Annotated in this window: 18 protein-coding genes and 1 pseudogene; 15 read left to right on the top strand and 4 right to left on the bottom strand. The window is 37.9% G+C overall.

Features of this window, described 5'->3' with window-relative positions:
- Positions 1-104: 104 nt before the first annotated feature.
- The 4 genes and pseudogenes from NHG49_RS26150 to NHG49_RS26135 all read right to left on the bottom strand — a co-directional run.
- Positions 105-182 (bottom strand): annotated as a pseudogene (locus NHG49_RS26150) (macrolide transporter); the annotation flags it as partial.
- Between the two features lie 16 nt (positions 183-198).
- Positions 199-738, bottom strand: a complete 540-nt coding sequence (locus NHG49_RS26145) for a flavodoxin family protein (protein ID WP_064476198.1) — start codon at positions 736-738, stop codon at positions 199-201.
- A gap of 4 nt (positions 739-742) precedes the next feature.
- A complete protein-coding gene (locus NHG49_RS26140) occupies positions 743-1,111 on the bottom strand; it encodes a MerR family transcriptional regulator (RefSeq protein WP_258126697.1) in 369 nt (122 codons plus the stop codon).
- 51 nt (positions 1,112-1,162) lie between these two features.
- Positions 1,163-2,056 carry a LysR family transcriptional regulator gene (locus tag NHG49_RS26135; protein WP_088047802.1) on the bottom strand — a complete coding sequence of 298 codons (894 nt, stop codon included), beginning with the start codon at positions 2,054-2,056 and terminating at the stop codon, positions 1,163-1,165.
- A gap of 151 nt (positions 2,057-2,207) precedes the next feature.
- Here NHG49_RS26135 and NHG49_RS26130 point away from each other — a divergent pair, with 151 nt between their 5' ends.
- The 15 genes from NHG49_RS26130 (at position 2,208) to lgt (ending at position 14,838) form a co-directional block, all read left to right on the top strand.
- On the top strand, positions 2,208-3,230 hold the full coding sequence (locus tag NHG49_RS26130) for a YeiH family protein (protein WP_064476201.1): 1,023 nt from the start codon (positions 2,208-2,210) through the stop codon (positions 3,228-3,230).
- 236 nt (positions 3,231-3,466) lie between these two features.
- Complete coding sequence (locus NHG49_RS26125; protein WP_000538364.1) at positions 3,467-3,664, top strand: helix-turn-helix transcriptional regulator; 198 nt, start codon at positions 3,467-3,469, stop codon at positions 3,662-3,664.
- Positions 3,665-3,675: 11 nt separating this feature from the next.
- Entirely contained in the window at positions 3,676-4,065 is a 390-nt protein-coding gene (locus tag NHG49_RS26120) for a hypothetical protein (RefSeq protein ID WP_098103016.1), read from the top strand.
- Positions 4,066-4,083: 18 nt separating this feature from the next.
- Positions 4,084-4,305: a hypothetical protein gene (locus NHG49_RS26115; RefSeq protein WP_064476203.1), complete on the top strand. Its 222-nt coding sequence runs from the start codon at positions 4,084-4,086 to the stop codon at positions 4,303-4,305.
- Positions 4,302-4,694, top strand: a complete 393-nt coding sequence (locus NHG49_RS26110) for an ATPase (RefSeq protein ID WP_088047805.1) — start codon at positions 4,302-4,304, stop codon at positions 4,692-4,694. Before NHG49_RS26115 ends, NHG49_RS26110 begins: the two co-directional genes overlap by 4 nt.
- A 16-nt stretch (positions 4,695-4,710) precedes the next feature.
- Complete coding sequence (locus NHG49_RS26105) at positions 4,711-4,938, top strand: hypothetical protein (protein WP_064476205.1); 228 nt, start codon at positions 4,711-4,713, stop codon at positions 4,936-4,938.
- Positions 4,939-5,038: 100 nt separating this feature from the next.
- A complete protein-coding gene (locus NHG49_RS26100) occupies positions 5,039-5,800 on the top strand; it encodes a MerR family transcriptional regulator (protein ID WP_222655630.1) in 762 nt (253 codons plus the stop codon).
- The gene (locus NHG49_RS26095; RefSeq protein ID WP_088047807.1) at positions 5,797-6,417 is read left to right on the top strand and encodes a hypothetical protein; all 621 of its coding nucleotides are present in this window, start codon (positions 5,797-5,799) and stop codon (positions 6,415-6,417) included. The genes NHG49_RS26100 and NHG49_RS26095 overlap by 4 nt, the downstream gene beginning before the upstream one ends.
- A 45-nt stretch (positions 6,418-6,462) precedes the next feature.
- The gene (locus tag NHG49_RS26090; RefSeq protein WP_242289822.1) at positions 6,463-6,900 is read left to right on the top strand and encodes a DUF4362 domain-containing protein; all 438 of its coding nucleotides are present in this window, start codon (positions 6,463-6,465) and stop codon (positions 6,898-6,900) included.
- A gap of 151 nt (positions 6,901-7,051) precedes the next feature.
- The gene (uvrB, locus tag NHG49_RS26085; protein ID WP_064476209.1) at positions 7,052-9,028 is read left to right on the top strand and encodes an excinuclease ABC subunit B; all 1,977 of its coding nucleotides are present in this window, start codon (positions 7,052-7,054) and stop codon (positions 9,026-9,028) included.
- Positions 9,029-9,039: 11 nt separating this feature from the next.
- Positions 9,040-11,910, top strand: a complete 2,871-nt coding sequence (uvrA, locus tag NHG49_RS26080) for an excinuclease ABC subunit UvrA (RefSeq protein ID WP_242289832.1) — start codon at positions 9,040-9,042, stop codon at positions 11,908-11,910.
- Between the two features lie 60 nt (positions 11,911-11,970).
- The gene (locus NHG49_RS26075) at positions 11,971-12,420 is read left to right on the top strand and encodes a DUF4275 family protein (RefSeq protein WP_222655632.1); all 450 of its coding nucleotides are present in this window, start codon (positions 11,971-11,973) and stop codon (positions 12,418-12,420) included.
- 114 nt (positions 12,421-12,534) lie between these two features.
- Positions 12,535-12,915, top strand: a complete 381-nt coding sequence (locus tag NHG49_RS26070) for a phage holin family protein (RefSeq protein ID WP_001267307.1) — start codon at positions 12,535-12,537, stop codon at positions 12,913-12,915.
- A 156-nt stretch (positions 12,916-13,071) separates the two neighbouring features.
- On the top strand, positions 13,072-14,001 hold the full coding sequence (hprK, locus tag NHG49_RS26065; protein ID WP_222655633.1) for an HPr(Ser) kinase/phosphatase: 930 nt from the start codon (positions 13,072-13,074) through the stop codon (positions 13,999-14,001).
- A 24-nt stretch (positions 14,002-14,025) separates the two neighbouring features.
- Positions 14,026-14,838: a prolipoprotein diacylglyceryl transferase gene (gene lgt, locus NHG49_RS26060; RefSeq protein ID WP_149173759.1), complete on the top strand. Its 813-nt coding sequence runs from the start codon at positions 14,026-14,028 to the stop codon at positions 14,836-14,838.
- The last annotated feature ends 65 nt before the right edge of the window (positions 14,839-14,903 follow it).

Raw genomic sequence — 14,903 nt, 5'->3', positions numbered from 1 at the left:
CGTGCTGATGCACGGCTTTTTCACTTTTATTAATGCTATTCTATGTCGAAGTTTCAATATTTCTTGGGAAATGCGGAAGGCCTTGTCGATATATAGGGAAGACATTAGAGCGCTTCTTTACATTTTCGGATTTGAACTAATAATGTTTCGTATTCTTGTTCGAGAGATGTGATGTCATCGTTTTTGTCAAACTAATTTCTATTTACTATTTTTGAATTTATCATTATACAATTGTGCTTTTGCCAGCGCCTCAGCATCGTTTTTAATTTCATCCAGTCCATTTGCATCCCCAATAACATAACCTTCAAATGAAGAACCAACAAAATCAAAGATATATTGGAATTGAGCAATAAGCGGTAATGCTTTCAGTTTCGGGTTGTCTCCGCCAACGATGACAACATACATTTTTTTGCCTTTCATTTTCTCTTTGAAATGAAGAGATGTATCACGCAAGCTTTGTGACCAGCGATCGACGAAGTTTTTCATATGACCGCTCATTCCGTACCAGTATAGTGGTGTAGAGAAGATAATTGTGTCGTGCTCTAGCATGCGTTCAATTAAATGTTGATAGTCATCGTTTACAGCTTGGAATCCTTCTGCATCATGACGTTGGTCTGTAATAGGATGGACTGTATGGTCTCGTAAGTAAATTTGTTCTGTTTCAATGCCCTCTATCATCATATGTGTTAAAGCCTCTGTATTTCCGTTTTGTCTTGAACTGCCATGTATAACAAACATGTAATCATCCCTTTTCATTTGCTTGTTTTAGGAGTGAAACGTGTTTTTGCAAATTCGTTTGAATGCTAGAAAGTAATGAGATTTGCTTCGTTACTTCATTAAATTTATCTTCATAAAGCGTAAGGATACTGCTGCAAGGATTTTCGTACAGGTGCGGCTCTATTTCGAGGCAGCGCAGCATCCTTGCCGTCTCTTCTAAATTTAAGCCAATTTGTAAGTACATTTGAATAAGCTCCACTTTTTCGATGGCACCTTCATCAAAATCACGGTAGCCATTTGCGAGGCGCTTAGAAGGGAGTAATCCTTTTTCTTCATAATGTCTTAGTGATCTTTCGCTAACCCCGGTTTCTTTTGATAACTCTCCAATTCGCAATGTGTTTCACTCCTTTTACATGTATTGTAAACCTTCACACTAATGTGAAGGTCAATGCTGTTTTTTCGCAAAAGAGTCTACATGATTTAAAAACACCTGAATGGCTTTAGACAGGATGAAGTATTTGCCGCGCACGATGGAGAATGGACGAATTAGTTGTTCATTTGGAACTTCGACGTGGAATAGCTCTTTTGCCAGTAGCTCTTTTCGTACAGTCCAATCAGAAAGTATAGCGATGCCAAGCCCGGCACTAACTGCTTCCTTTACGCTTTGGATACTACTAAATGTAAAGAATCGTTTCATTTTCAAATGGTGTTGATGAATAAAGCGGTCACTATAAGCGCGTGTACCAGAACCACTTTCTCTTAATACCCATACTTGATCTTGGAGTGTACTTTCATTTATTTCATTTGTGCAGAGCAGTGGATGATTTGGAGGGACGACGAGCTTCATTTCATCTTGCATAAACGTTTCAACGTCAACGTCGGCGTATACCACTTGCCCTTCCACTAAGCCGATATCGATTTGATTAGAGCGAAGGCTTTGTAAAACGTCTTCTGTATTTGAGATAAAGGTATGAACTTCGACGTGTGGATTTTCATTCGCATAGTTAGCCAGTATTTTTGGAAGTAAGTATTCGCCAATTGTGAAACTAGCACCGATGCGAAGAGTTCCTGTTACAACGTTATGTAGTTCGTTAATTTCTTGTTTGGCTTCTTCGTAAAGAGAGAGCATTTGCTTTGCATGTATATATAGTATGTTTCCAGCCTCCGTCACTTGGACGTGCTTTGGGGAGCGCTGAATAAGAGTGGTGCCAAATTCGTTTTCTAAGTTGCGTATATGCATACTTACGCCAGGTTGTGAAAGGTTTAATAATTCTGCTGCACGGGAGAAGTGCTTCTGTTCAACGACAGTAACAAATATTTTTAAAATGTCTACGTTCATGTAATGGGCTCCTTTCTTTTTCTATCATCTTATCATAAGTATTTCTGATGATAGAGATTTAATATTGATATTAAACTTATTATAGAAACTCTCTTATAATGTAAGTAGAAAGAACATGCATGTTCCAATACGATTATTGGAGTGGTTCAAAGTGGAACAAACACTTGTTATACAAAAGAAGAAGGGCTTTGGATTTTCGCAAGGAATTGGGATTACACTATTAATCGCAATTGCTGCGAAATATTTAGCAGAGCTTCCATTTTTAAATATTATGGGACAATTAGTAATTGCTATTCTAATTGGGATGGTTTGGCGTGCAGCAATTGGAGTTCCTCATGATGCGATTGCCGGGACGAACTTTGCGAGTAAGAAGTTGCTGCGCTTTGGGATCATCTTACTTGGAATGCGGTTAAATCTTGTTGATATTGCGAAGGCAGGGCCGAAAGTATTGGTCATCGCTGCGGTTGTTATTGCATTTACGATTTTCGTTGTATATGGACTAACGAAAGTATTTAAAGTAGAAAAGAAACTCGGAATTTTAACAGCGTGCGGAACAGCAATTTGCGGTGCGGCAGCGGTCGTGGCAATTGCACCGCAAGTGAAAGCGAAGGATGAAGAAACGGCAGTTGGGGCAGCGATTATTGCAATTTTAGGTACAATATTTACACTTATTTATACGCTATTATACCCAGTGCTTGGCTTCTCACAGTACGGTTACGGTGTATTCTCAGGTGCCACGCTGCATGAGATCGCCCATGTCATCGCAGCTGCGGCACCAGGAGGAAGTACGGCTGTAGACATCGCAGTTATCGTGAAATTAACGCGCGTTGCAATGCTTGTGCCAGTAGCGATTTTAATTGGATTATGGTTTGGTAAGAGTGAAGGTAGCGAGGAAAAAAAATCGTGGCGCGATCTTCCAATTCCGTGGTTCATCTTCGGATTTTTAGCGATGAGTGCAGTGCATTCGCTCGGGGTTATACCAGAAGTTGTTGCCGGCTATATTGTTGTCATTGCTTACATGCTGATTGCAATGGCGATGGCGGGGCTTGGTTTAAATGTAGAGTTTAAAACGTTCCGTAAGTTAGGAAGTAAGGCATTCGTGGCGGGGCTGATCGGCTCGGTTTGCCTTTCTATTCTTGGATACGTTCTTGTATATGCATTAGGATTTATGTAGTAGGACGAAGAAGCTGTTCCAAAAGATATTTTGGGACAGCTTTTTTCTTATGATTATAGTGCTACGGATGTCGATATATTTAAAAAATCGCTGATATAAATTGAATTACTCTTGTACTTGGTTAGAGAAGGTGTTCAGTGAAATGTTTTACTAAAATTTGTAAAGATATCTTTACTTGAAATTGGAAAATATTTATAATTAAAGTAAAGATATCTTTACTTTCGAAGGTGGAGCCTATGGGTGTGAAAAATAAAATAAAAGAGTTAAGAAAGCAAAATCATATAACGCAAGTTGAAATGGCAAAGGCGATGCAGGTGACACGGCAGACGATTGTGGCGATTGAAAACCATCATTATAACCCGAGTCTAGAGTTATCCCTAAAAATCGCCAAATATTTTGGGGTGAAGGTGGAGGAAATATTTACGCTAGAGTAAGGGGAGAAAAAATGGAAGATACTAAAAAGTTATTGATTGGTGCGACTATTGGGTTGTTTTTGGGAGACATTGTAGTTCATATTATGAATCCGGCTATACCAATTTTACCGCTCGTAGTGAGTAACGTTTTAGCAATTGTATTTTTGATAGTGTATGCGTATTACAAAAAGCGTAAGTATAAAAAAGAAGAACTTCCAGATATAGATGAGCGAGTAAATGAAAATATAAAAAAATATGTAAATGTCTCATTTGTATTCGCGTTTCTATTGCTTATTGTTTATATTGTTGCGAGTAAATCAATAGGCAGAGCTGTTATACCAGTGCAAGAAATATTTATGATATGTAGTTCCTTATTTGCGGGTAGTCTCATCATAGGAGTCATGATAGGGAAACGAGCATAGAGATAGGAGGAATGAAAAATGCAAGATGAGTTTGAGAGATTCCAGTCAGATAAAGCGTTTAAATATGTAGGGTTATTTTTTACGATTAGTTTAGCGATATGGAGTTTATATAATTTAATTGTTGATGGAAATGCTGGTATGCCGTTTGTTTTATTTGTACTAGGGCAGTTTGTTTATTTCTTTGTGAACTATTGGCCGAAGTGGAAATATAGAAATCAAAAAGAGGTTGATCATGTATGAGTAAGCAAGATGTTATACGGTTTATAGGAAGTTTATTTTTAGCGGGTCTTATTTTAAATGCGAGTTTAATGATTTTAAGTATTTCGTGGGGAACGATCTTCATATCGAATGTAGCACTAGTCATTTTATATAGTATTTCGGAATATAGAGAACAGAAGCGTTTGAAAGAAGAGGGAGTTCCGTCGATTGATGAGCGAGTTGTGAATAAGATGAAGTCGTATTTTACGATTTGTATTACAAGCTTCATTTTCCTGTTCATTGTGTATCTTTGTGTAAATAAGCATTTAGATAGGCAAGCAGTACATGTAAATGAGTTATTATATATTGCTATTTTTGGTTTATTAATAAGTATGGCATCGACGAGTGTGTTAGCAACAAGGAATAGATAGAAAAAGGGGAACTGGGATGGGATTACCGGTATTATGTGTCGCTACGGCTATTTTTGCTTTGTTTTGGGGAATGCAGAACTTCTCTCGTAATCCAGTGCCAAGCGTTTGTATTATGATTGGTACTGTCGGTTTATCATATTATTTATTAGTTTCAGCTCATTATCATAAAACAGCAACGAGTGTTGTTGTTGGAGCACTTATTTTATTTTGTGGGCGTGCTGTACAAAAAGGATTATTCCCGTAAAAGCTGTTTATACGAAGAGTATAAACAGCTTTTTGTATTTTTTTTACAAAAGACTTGAAAGTGACGTAACGTCATCTTTTATAATGAAGGGGAAGAGGTGATGGTAGTGATTTCCATACAACAATTGACGAGAGAGACAGGGGTAACAGTACGTACATTACGTTATTATGATCAAATAGATTTATTAAAGCCGAGCGGGAAAACAGAAGGCGGGCATCGTTTATATAGTGAAGCTGACGTAATACGGCTGCAACAAATTTTATTTTTAAAGGAAATGGGATTTTCGTTAAAAGAATCTGCGAATATGTTAGTAAAAGATGAGCTTAATTTAAAGGATTCACTTGAAAAACAACTTCGATTTGTACAGGAAGAACAAAAGAAATTCAATCGAATGGAGCGTGTTTTACAAGCAGTTGTTTATTCGGTGGATGTGGAGGGAGAGCTCGATTGGAAAGTTATGTTTGAACTTATCCAGCTTTCGAAGCAGTCGTCTCGCATACGTGAAATATTTCAAAATGAAGTATTTTCAAGGGAAGAACAAAAATTGCTTCATAACTTGCCAAATATGAGTGAAGAAGATCCGAATGTTTTAGAATGGGTAGATTTATTAAAGCAATTACGTATTTTTATGAAAGACGGCAAAGAAGCCGCGAGTGATGAGGTACAAGAGGCAACGAAGAGATTAATGCAGAAGTGTTTAGAAATGGCTAATGGTGATGAAGCATTTTTAGATAAGTTATGGGAAGTTAGAAAATCGAAGGAAGATTCGCAGAAAATGAGCATGTATCCAATTGAAGAAGAACTTTTATTATATATGGATGAAGCTTTTCGTATATATGATGAAAAGGAGATGGATAAATGAGTATACTTGCAGAATATCGTTGGTATTTTTTAATTGGGGCAGAGATTGTATTTTGGTTATCGGCTATCGGCTTCTTTTTACTCCGTTACGGATTCCGTTTGAAGAAAGCGAGCTTTATTATGGGGATTGTACTCCTCGTAAATGAAGTATTTATTTTAACATTAGGGGTAGTGGACTATTATCAAACAGGGAAGTTCTCTAATTTTCAAATCATTACTGTAATTATTTTATTGTATGCAGTTTTCTACGGGAAAAAGGATTTGAAGAAGCTTGATATATTTGCGCAAAAGCTAGTTGCGAAATGGCGGAATGAACCAGCGCCTATTATTGAAGAACATATAGAATTAACAGGTATGGCCTATGCGAAGCAGGAAATAAAAAATTTGGTATTGCATCTTGTTTTATTCATTGTTGTGCATATTTTCTTTTTCTTTCTGTACGGTTTTGTCCCGTTTGACCAATGGCATAATTGGTTAGAAACTGGGATTGTTTTAAATGAACCAGCTAGTCGCGTTAGTCAAGTTTGGGCGATTATACTTTTAGTGGATACAGTTATTTCATTTTCATATGTGATTTTTCCGAAGAAAGAGAAAGGAAAAGAGAAGCTACTTTCGTAGAGGAAAGTAGCTTTTGCGGTATACAAAGAATTTTTATAGGAGAGGATGACAATAGGAAAAAGAAGTGGTTTTATATGTCTATTTCTCTTTTTCTTTAGCTTAGTAGCATGCTCACAACCTAACATTGAAATTGATAGGAAGAATGATGTCATTGTAAAGAGAGCGGGAATTTCCAATCTAGATAAATTTGAAAAATTCATTTTGAATGTTGACCAAGGGAAGGTTGATAAAATAAGGATTGTACAGTATACCCATGAAGGTGACCCGATCTTTCAAACGCTAGAGCATAGTGAGAACGATATACTTTATGTGTCAGATAATAGAAAAGACCAATTTGCTGGTGAGGATAAAGGGTTACATAAAGATAGCTGTAAAAGGATTGTTAAAGAGCAGCGTGAATTACAAACGGCTTATAGGTTAATAGACTGTGTGAATGAAAATGGGCGCAATGGATATGATTTATTATATGTACCTAAAAAATAGAGTTAGTAGAGGAAGGAAGTTTTGGCTCCTTCCTTTTTCTATGTATATATTGTCGAAAGTTTTACCGAATATCTGTTCGTTTTCTTGGTTTTTTTATGAGCATTCGTGGTAAAATGGGAATACAGATTTTTTACGAGGAGGTCGGTTTTGTTTGGAACATCAATTTGAAATTATCTCAGCGTATTCCCCGCAAGGTGATCAGCCGGTAGCTATAGAGAAGCTTGTAGAGGGAATTAATAGTGGAAAGAAAAAGCAAGTGTTGCTTGGGGCGACAGGAACGGGTAAGACATTTACGATTTCAAATGTCATTAAAGAAGTGCAGAAGCCAACACTTGTCATGGCTCATAATAAAACGTTAGCAGGACAGTTATATAGTGAGCTGAAAGATTTTTTTCCTAACAATTCAGTGGAGTATTTTGTTAGTTATTACGATTATTATCAGCCAGAAGCGTATGTGCCGCAAACAGATACTTTTATTGAAAAAGATGCGCAGATTAATGATGAAATCGATAAATTGCGTCACTCAGCAACGTCTTCCTTATTTGAAAGAGACGATGTTATTATCGTTGCGAGTGTTTCGTGTATATATGGTTTAGGTTCTCCAGAAGAATACCGCGAGTTAGTTGTTTCGCTTCGAGTTGGTATGGAAAAGGACCGCAATCAATTGCTTCGTGAACTTGTTGATGTGCAGTATGGGCGTAATGACATTGATTTCAAGCGTGGTACATTCCGTGTGCGCGGAGATGTAGTTGAAATCTTCCCGGCATCACTTGATGAGCATTGTATTCGAATTGAATTTTTCGGCGATGAAATAGATCGTATTCGCGAAGTAAATGCGTTAACAGGTGAAGTATTAGCAGAACGTGATCATGTAGCAATCTTCCCAGCATCTCACTTCGTTACACGTGAAGAAAAGATGAAGGTCGCTATTGAAAATATCGAAAAAGAATTAGAAGAGCGTTTAAAGGAATTAAATGATAATGGCAAGTTGTTAGAAGCGCAGCGTATAGAGCAACGTACACGTTATGATTTAGAAATGATGCGTGAGATGGGCTTTTGCTCAGGTATTGAAAATTATTCCCGTCATTTAACACTTCGTCCAGCGGGTGCAACACCGTATACGTTATTAGACTATTTCCCGGAAGATTTCTTAATTGTTATGGATGAGTCACACGTATCAGTACCGCAAGTAAGAGCGATGTATAACGGGGACCAAGCACGTAAGCAAGTACTTGTGGATCATGGGTTCCGTTTGCCATCAGCTTTAGATAATAGACCGCTTACGTTTGATGAGTTTGAAGGGAAAACGAATCAAGTTATTTACGTTTCGGCAACGCCAGGACCGTACGAGTTAGAGCAGGCACCGGAGGTAATAGAACAAATTATTCGTCCAACAGGGCTTTTAGATCCACCAATTGATATACGACCAATTGAAGGGCAAATTGATGATTTATTAGGAGAAATTCAAGATCGCATTGCAAAAAATGAACGTGTATTAATTACGACTTTAACGAAGAAAATGTCAGAGGATTTAACAGACTACTTAAAAGATGTAGGAATTAAAGTAAACTATCTTCACTCTGAAATTAAAACGTTAGAACGTATTGAAATTATCCGTGACCTTCGCCTTGGTAAGTTTGATGTACTGGTCGGTATTAACTTATTACGAGAAGGATTAGATATTCCAGAAGTATCACTTGTAGCTATTTTAGATGCTGATAAGGAAGGATTCTTGCGTTCGGAGCGTTCATTAATTCAAACAATTGGTCGTGCGGCACGTAATGAAAACGGCCGCGTTATTATGTACGCAGATCGTATAACGAGATCGATGGGAATTGCGATTGAAGAAACGCAACGTCGTCGTACTATACAAGAAGCTTACAATAAAGAGCATGGTATTACGCCGAAAACGATTCAAAAAGGCGTGCGTGATGTTATCCGTGCAACGACAGCTGCTGAAGAGCCGGAAACATATGAAGCAGTACCAGCCAAGAAGATGACGAAAAAAGAGCGTGAAAAGACAATTACGAAGATGGAAGCAGAGATGAAAGAAGCAGCAAAAGCGTTAGATTTCGAGCGTGCAGCTGAATTAAGAGATTTACTATTAGAATTAAAAGCGGAAGGGTGAACAGAGTGAGCATAAGCAAGGATTTTATTGTCGTAAAAGGTGCTAGAGCACATAACTTAAAAAATATTGATGTAACCATTCCGAGAAATCAGCTTGTTGTTGTGACGGGATTGTCTGGTTCAGGGAAATCATCATTAGCGTTTGATACGATTTATGCAGAAGGGCAACGCAGATACGTAGAATCGTTATCTGCGTATGCGCGCCAGTTTTTAGGACAAATGGATAAACCTGACGTGGATACAATTGAAGGCTTATCTCCAGCGATTTCAATCGATCAAAAAACAACGAGTCGTAATCCACGTTCAACTGTCGGAACGGTAACGGAGATTTATGATTATTTACGTTTACTATTCGCACGAATTGGTACGCCGATTTGCCCGAATCATGGTATTGAAATTACATCACAAACAGTAGAGCAGATGGTAGACCGTGTACTTGAATATCCTGAACGTACGAAATTACAAGTGTTAGCTCCTATCGTTTCTGGGCGTAAAGGTGCACATGTGAAAGTGCTTGAAGACATTAAGAAGCAAGGATATGTTCGTGTACGTGTTGATGGTGAAATGCTTGATGTATCTGAAGATATTGCGTTAGATAAAAATAAGAAGCATTCCATTGAAGTTGTAATTGACCGTATTGTTGTAAAAGAAGGGATTGCAAGCCGTCTTGCGGATTCACTTGAAAGTGCATTAAAGCTTGGCGGGGGCCGAGTGTTAATTGATGTAATGGGAGAAGAGGAACTTCTATTTAGTGAACATCATGCTTGTCCGCATTGTGGCTTTTCAATCGGAGAATTAGAGCCGCGCATGTTCTCATTCAATAGTCCATTCGGGGCGTGTCCTTCTTGTGATGGACTTGGTTCAAAGTTAGAGGTAGATTTAGAACTTGTCATTCCGAATTGGGATTTATCATTAAATGAACATGCGATTGCGCCTTGGGAACCGACAAGCTCACAATATTACCCACAGCTTTTACAATCTGTATGTAATCATTACGGCGTTGATATGGATGTGCCTGTGAAAGATATACCGAAAGATTTATTTGATAAAGTGTTGTACGGAAGCGGTGAAGAGAAAGTTTATTTCCGCTATGTAAATGAATTTGGTCAAGTAAAGGAAAATGAGATTTTATTTGAAGGTGTTATTCCAAATATCGAACGTCGTTATCGTGAAACGAGTTCTGATTATGTCCGTGAGCAAATGGAAAAGTATATGGCAGAGCAAGCTTGTCCGAAGTGTAAAGGTGGACGCTTAAAGCCTGAGAGTTTAGCTGTTTTCGTTGGTGATAAAACGATTGCTGATGTAACGAAGTATTCTGTTCAAGAAGTACAGGAATTCTTCTCGAATGTAGAGCTAACGGAGAAGCAACAAAAAATTGCTCATTTAATTTTAAGAGAAATCCAGGAGCGCGTTGGATTCTTAGTGAACGTCGGGTTAGATTATTTAACGTTAAGTCGTGCTGCAGGAACTTTATCAGGTGGTGAGGCGCAGCGTATTCGTTTAGCGACGCAAATCGGTTCTCGTCTGACTGGCGTACTTTACATTCTTGATGAGCCTTCTATCGGTTTACATCAGCGCGATAACGATCGTCTTATTCGTACGTTGCAAGAGATGCGTGATTTAGGTAATACGTTAATTGTCGTTGAACATGATGAAGATACGATGATGGCTGCTGATTATTTACTTGATATCGGACCTGGTGCAGGTATTCATGGTGGTCAAGTTGTATCAGCGGGGACGCCAGCTGAAGTGATGCAAGATGATAATTCGCTAACAGGGAGGTATTTAAGCGGTAAAGAGTTTATTCCGGTTCCACTTGAAAGACGTAAAGGTGACGGACGTAAAGTGGAAATTATCGGTGCAAAAGAGAATAACTTAAAGAATGCAAAGATGTCATTCCCGCTTGGTACGTTTGTAGCGATAACGGGTGTATCTGGTTCCGGTAAAAGTACGATGATTAATGAAGTACTATATAAATCATTAGCGCAAAAGTTATATAAAGCGAAAGCGAAGCCAGGTACTCATAAAGAAATTAAAGGTCTTGAGCATTTGGATAAAGTAATCGATATTGATCAATCGCCAATCGGGCGTACACCACGTTCTAATCCAGCGACGTATACAGGTGTATTCGATGATATTCGTGATGTGTTTGCACAAACGAATGAAGCGAAAGTGCGTGGATATCAAAAAGGACGTTTCAGCTTTAATGTAAAAGGTGGACGTTGTGAAGCGTGCCGTGGTGATGGAATTATTAAAATCGAAATGCACTTCTTACCAGACGTATACGTTCCGTGTGAAGTTTGTCATGGTAAACGTTATAACCGCGAAACGTTAGAAGTGAAGTATAAAGATAAGAACATTTCTGAAGTGTTAGGGATGACAATTGAAGATGGAGTAGAGTTCTTCGCTAATATCCCGAAAATTAAGCGTAAACTTCAAACGCTTGTAGATGTAGGGCTTGGTTATATGAAATTAGGGCAGCCAGCTACTACGTTATCTGGAGGAGAAGCACAGCGCGTGAAATTAGCTTCTGAATTACACCGTCGTTCTACAGGGCGTACGTTATATATTTTAGATGAGCCAACGACTGGTTTGCATGCACATGATATCGCGCGTCTTCTAGAAGTTCTGCAACGCCTTGTTGAAAGTGGCGAGACAGTTCTTGTTATTGAACATAATTTAGATGTAATTAAAACAGCTGATTATATCGTTGACCTTGGACCAGAAGGTGGAGACAAAGGTGGACAAATCGTTGCTTCCGGAACGCCAGAGCAAGTAGTGAAAGAAGAGCGCTCGTATACAGGTAAGTATTTAAAAGATATTTTAGTTCGTGATAAAGCAAGAATGAAAGAGAAAATAAAAGAAGTAGAATTATCGCAATAAGTGTATTACTAAAAAACCGAGTGGAAATGACACTCGGTTTTTCGTTCATAGGGGGAGAAAATGGAGTTTGTAGATATTTTAAGAAAGAAAAATATGAAGGTAAGAGAGTTTCAAAATTGGGGTGTTTATTTTCGCAAACGCTGGGAGGGTCATTTTGCAAACCATTTAAGTGATGAGGAAAAAGAAGACATTTTTCTGTATGGAGATAAGTATGCATGTGGGTATCTTTGGCACATATTTAGTTATGAGAAAAAGAAGTGTTTAGAGGGTGAAGAAGCGGAGAACGCGTTTCATAATGAAGTGAAAAAGAATTGTTACATATTCTATCAACATTGTGATGATGTACTGCTAATAAAAGATACGAGTTTATTACATATGGAGGATATATTGTGTGAGAGGGGCGATATGTATAAAGGCGATATTTATATTGTAGATAAAGAGTTCACTTGGACTTTTGTAAAAACTCATGAACATAGATGGTGTGGTCCTTATTTTGCGAGGGAATGTTAGTAGGTATACAAGCATGGAGAATAGAATAAGTTGATATAAGTGTTTGTATGATACTTGCGTTTCTTATCTATTAGCGTATGATGAAATATATATGTCAAAAGGATGTGTAAGGAAATGAGATGGATTGTATCACTTCTTGTAAATAGCGTTGTGTTAATCGCTGTATCGGGACTTTTAAAAGGGATTGCGCCAGACGCGTTTTACGTAGCAAATATACAAACTGCAATTATTGCGAGTATTATCTTGGCTGTTTTAAATGTGTTCGTAAAACCGTTTTTAATTTTAATTACGCTACCAATTACTCTTGTAACTTTCGGGTTCTTCTTAATTGTTATTAATGCGATTACGTTAAAAATAGCAGATTCATTATTAGGAGATGCATTTAATATATCAGGATTCGGTGTAGCGATTGTAGCGGCAATTTGTATTTCAATTTTTAATATGATTATTGAAAAGGCAATTGTGGAGCCACTGTATGAAAAAAAGAGAAAATGACAAAAAGAAAAACATTTCATGATGTATATGAAATGTTTTTTTCTATTTATTAGAAACCGTATTTCTTGTTTCCAGAAAAAAATGGTACAATATCCGGTAGAATGGAATTTTACATCAAATGAGACTGAACCCGCAGCGGAGTGGAGGTTTATACATATGCCGAAAGTAAGGACAAAAGATTTAATTGAACAATTTCAATTGGAGTTAATAAGTGGTGAAGAAGGAATTAATCGTCCGATTGATACAAGTGATTTATCACGACCTGGAATTGAAATGGCAGGATTTTTCACATATTATCCAGCTGATCGTGTGCAGCTTCTTGGAAAGACGGAGCTTACGTTCTTTGACACATTAACGTCAGAGCAAAAGCAAGAGAGAATGAAAGCGCTTTGTACTGAGGAGACGCCATGTATTATTATAACTCGTAATCAAGATGTACCAGATGAGTTACTGCATGCATCGCGTGAATCAGGTATGCCTTTATTACGTTCTTCTCAAACGACAACAAGATTATCAAGTCGTTTAACTAATTATTTAGAAGGTAAGTTAGCACCAACAACAGCTGTACATGGTGTGTTAGTAGATATTTACGGTGTTGGTGTTTTAATTACAGGTCAAAGTGGTGTCGGTAAAAGTGAGACAGCTCTTGAGCTTGTAAAACGTGGTCATCGCCTTGTTGCGGATGATAGTGTAGAAATTCGCCAAGAAGATGAAGACATGTTAGTCGGAAGCTCACCAGATTTAATTGAGCATTTATTAGAAATTCGTGGTCTAGGTATCATTAACGTGATGACGTTATTCGGTGCAGGGGCAGTGCGAAATTATAAGCGTATTACACTTGTTATTAATCTTGAAATTTGGGATCAAAAGAAAAATTACGATCGCTTAGGTCTTGATGAAGAGAAGATGAAGATTATTGATACAGAGCTTACAAAGATTACACTTCCAGTTCGTCCTGGTCGAAACTTGGCTGTTATTATTGAAGTAGCAGCGATGAACTTCCGTTTAAAACGTATGGGAGTCAATGCAGCACAACAGTTCTCTGAACGATTAATGAGTGCGATTGAGTTAGGAAATCAGGAGTAAACTTTGGAGAGGGAGGTCATACATATGCTGTTAGGTTCTGTACCACAGCTTGACCGCGTAGCTGTCCAACTTGGGCCGTTTCCTGTTTATTGGTACGGGATTATTATCGGTACGGGTGTGCTATTAGGTCTTTGGCTAGCAACTCGCGAGGGAGAAAGGCTAGGTATTCCAAAAGATACATTTGTTGACCTTGTATTAATTGCAGTACCGATCGCTATTCTATTTGCGAGAATGTACTATGTTATTTTTGAATGGGAATATTACGCGCAAAACCCGAGTCAAATTATTAATATTCGTCAAGGTGGCTTGGCGATTCATGGTGGTTTAATCGGGGCTGTTATTACAGGAATTCTTTTTGCAAAACGACGCGGGGTTTCATTCTGGAAGTTGGCTGATATTGCTGCGCCAAGTATTTTACTAGGACAAGCAATTGGTCGATGGGGAAACTTTATGAACCAAGAGGCGCATGGTGATGAAGTAACGAGACAGTTTTTAGAAGGACTTCATTTACCGGATTTCATTATTAATCAAATGTATATTGAGGGTGTGTACTATCACCCAACGTTTTTATATGAATCATTATGGAATTTTGCAGGTGTCATTTTATTACTTTCATTACGAAAAGTGAATTTACGACGCGGGGAATTATTCTTCACATATTTAATTTGGTATTCAATAGGGCGCTTCTTCGTAGAAGGCTTACGTACAGATAGTTTAATGTTAGGACCACTTCGTATCGCACAAGTAATGTCAATTGGACTTGTTGTTATTTCTATTGTTTTCATTATTGTGAGACGGAAAATGGGACAAGCTGATAAAAGATATTCGGAAAATTAGAGAAAAGTAGCATCTTATTATAAGGTGCTGCTTCTTTCATATTCAGGAAAGAGAAGGGACTAAGG

This window comes from Bacillus sp. IBL03825 (assembly GCF_024712505.1).
Lineage (GTDB): Bacteria > Bacillota > Bacilli > Bacillales > Bacillaceae_G > Bacillus_A > Bacillus_A wiedmannii.
The sequence above is the reverse complement of the archived record's forward strand: the minus strand, read 5'-3'. Positions and strand labels throughout refer to the sequence as shown.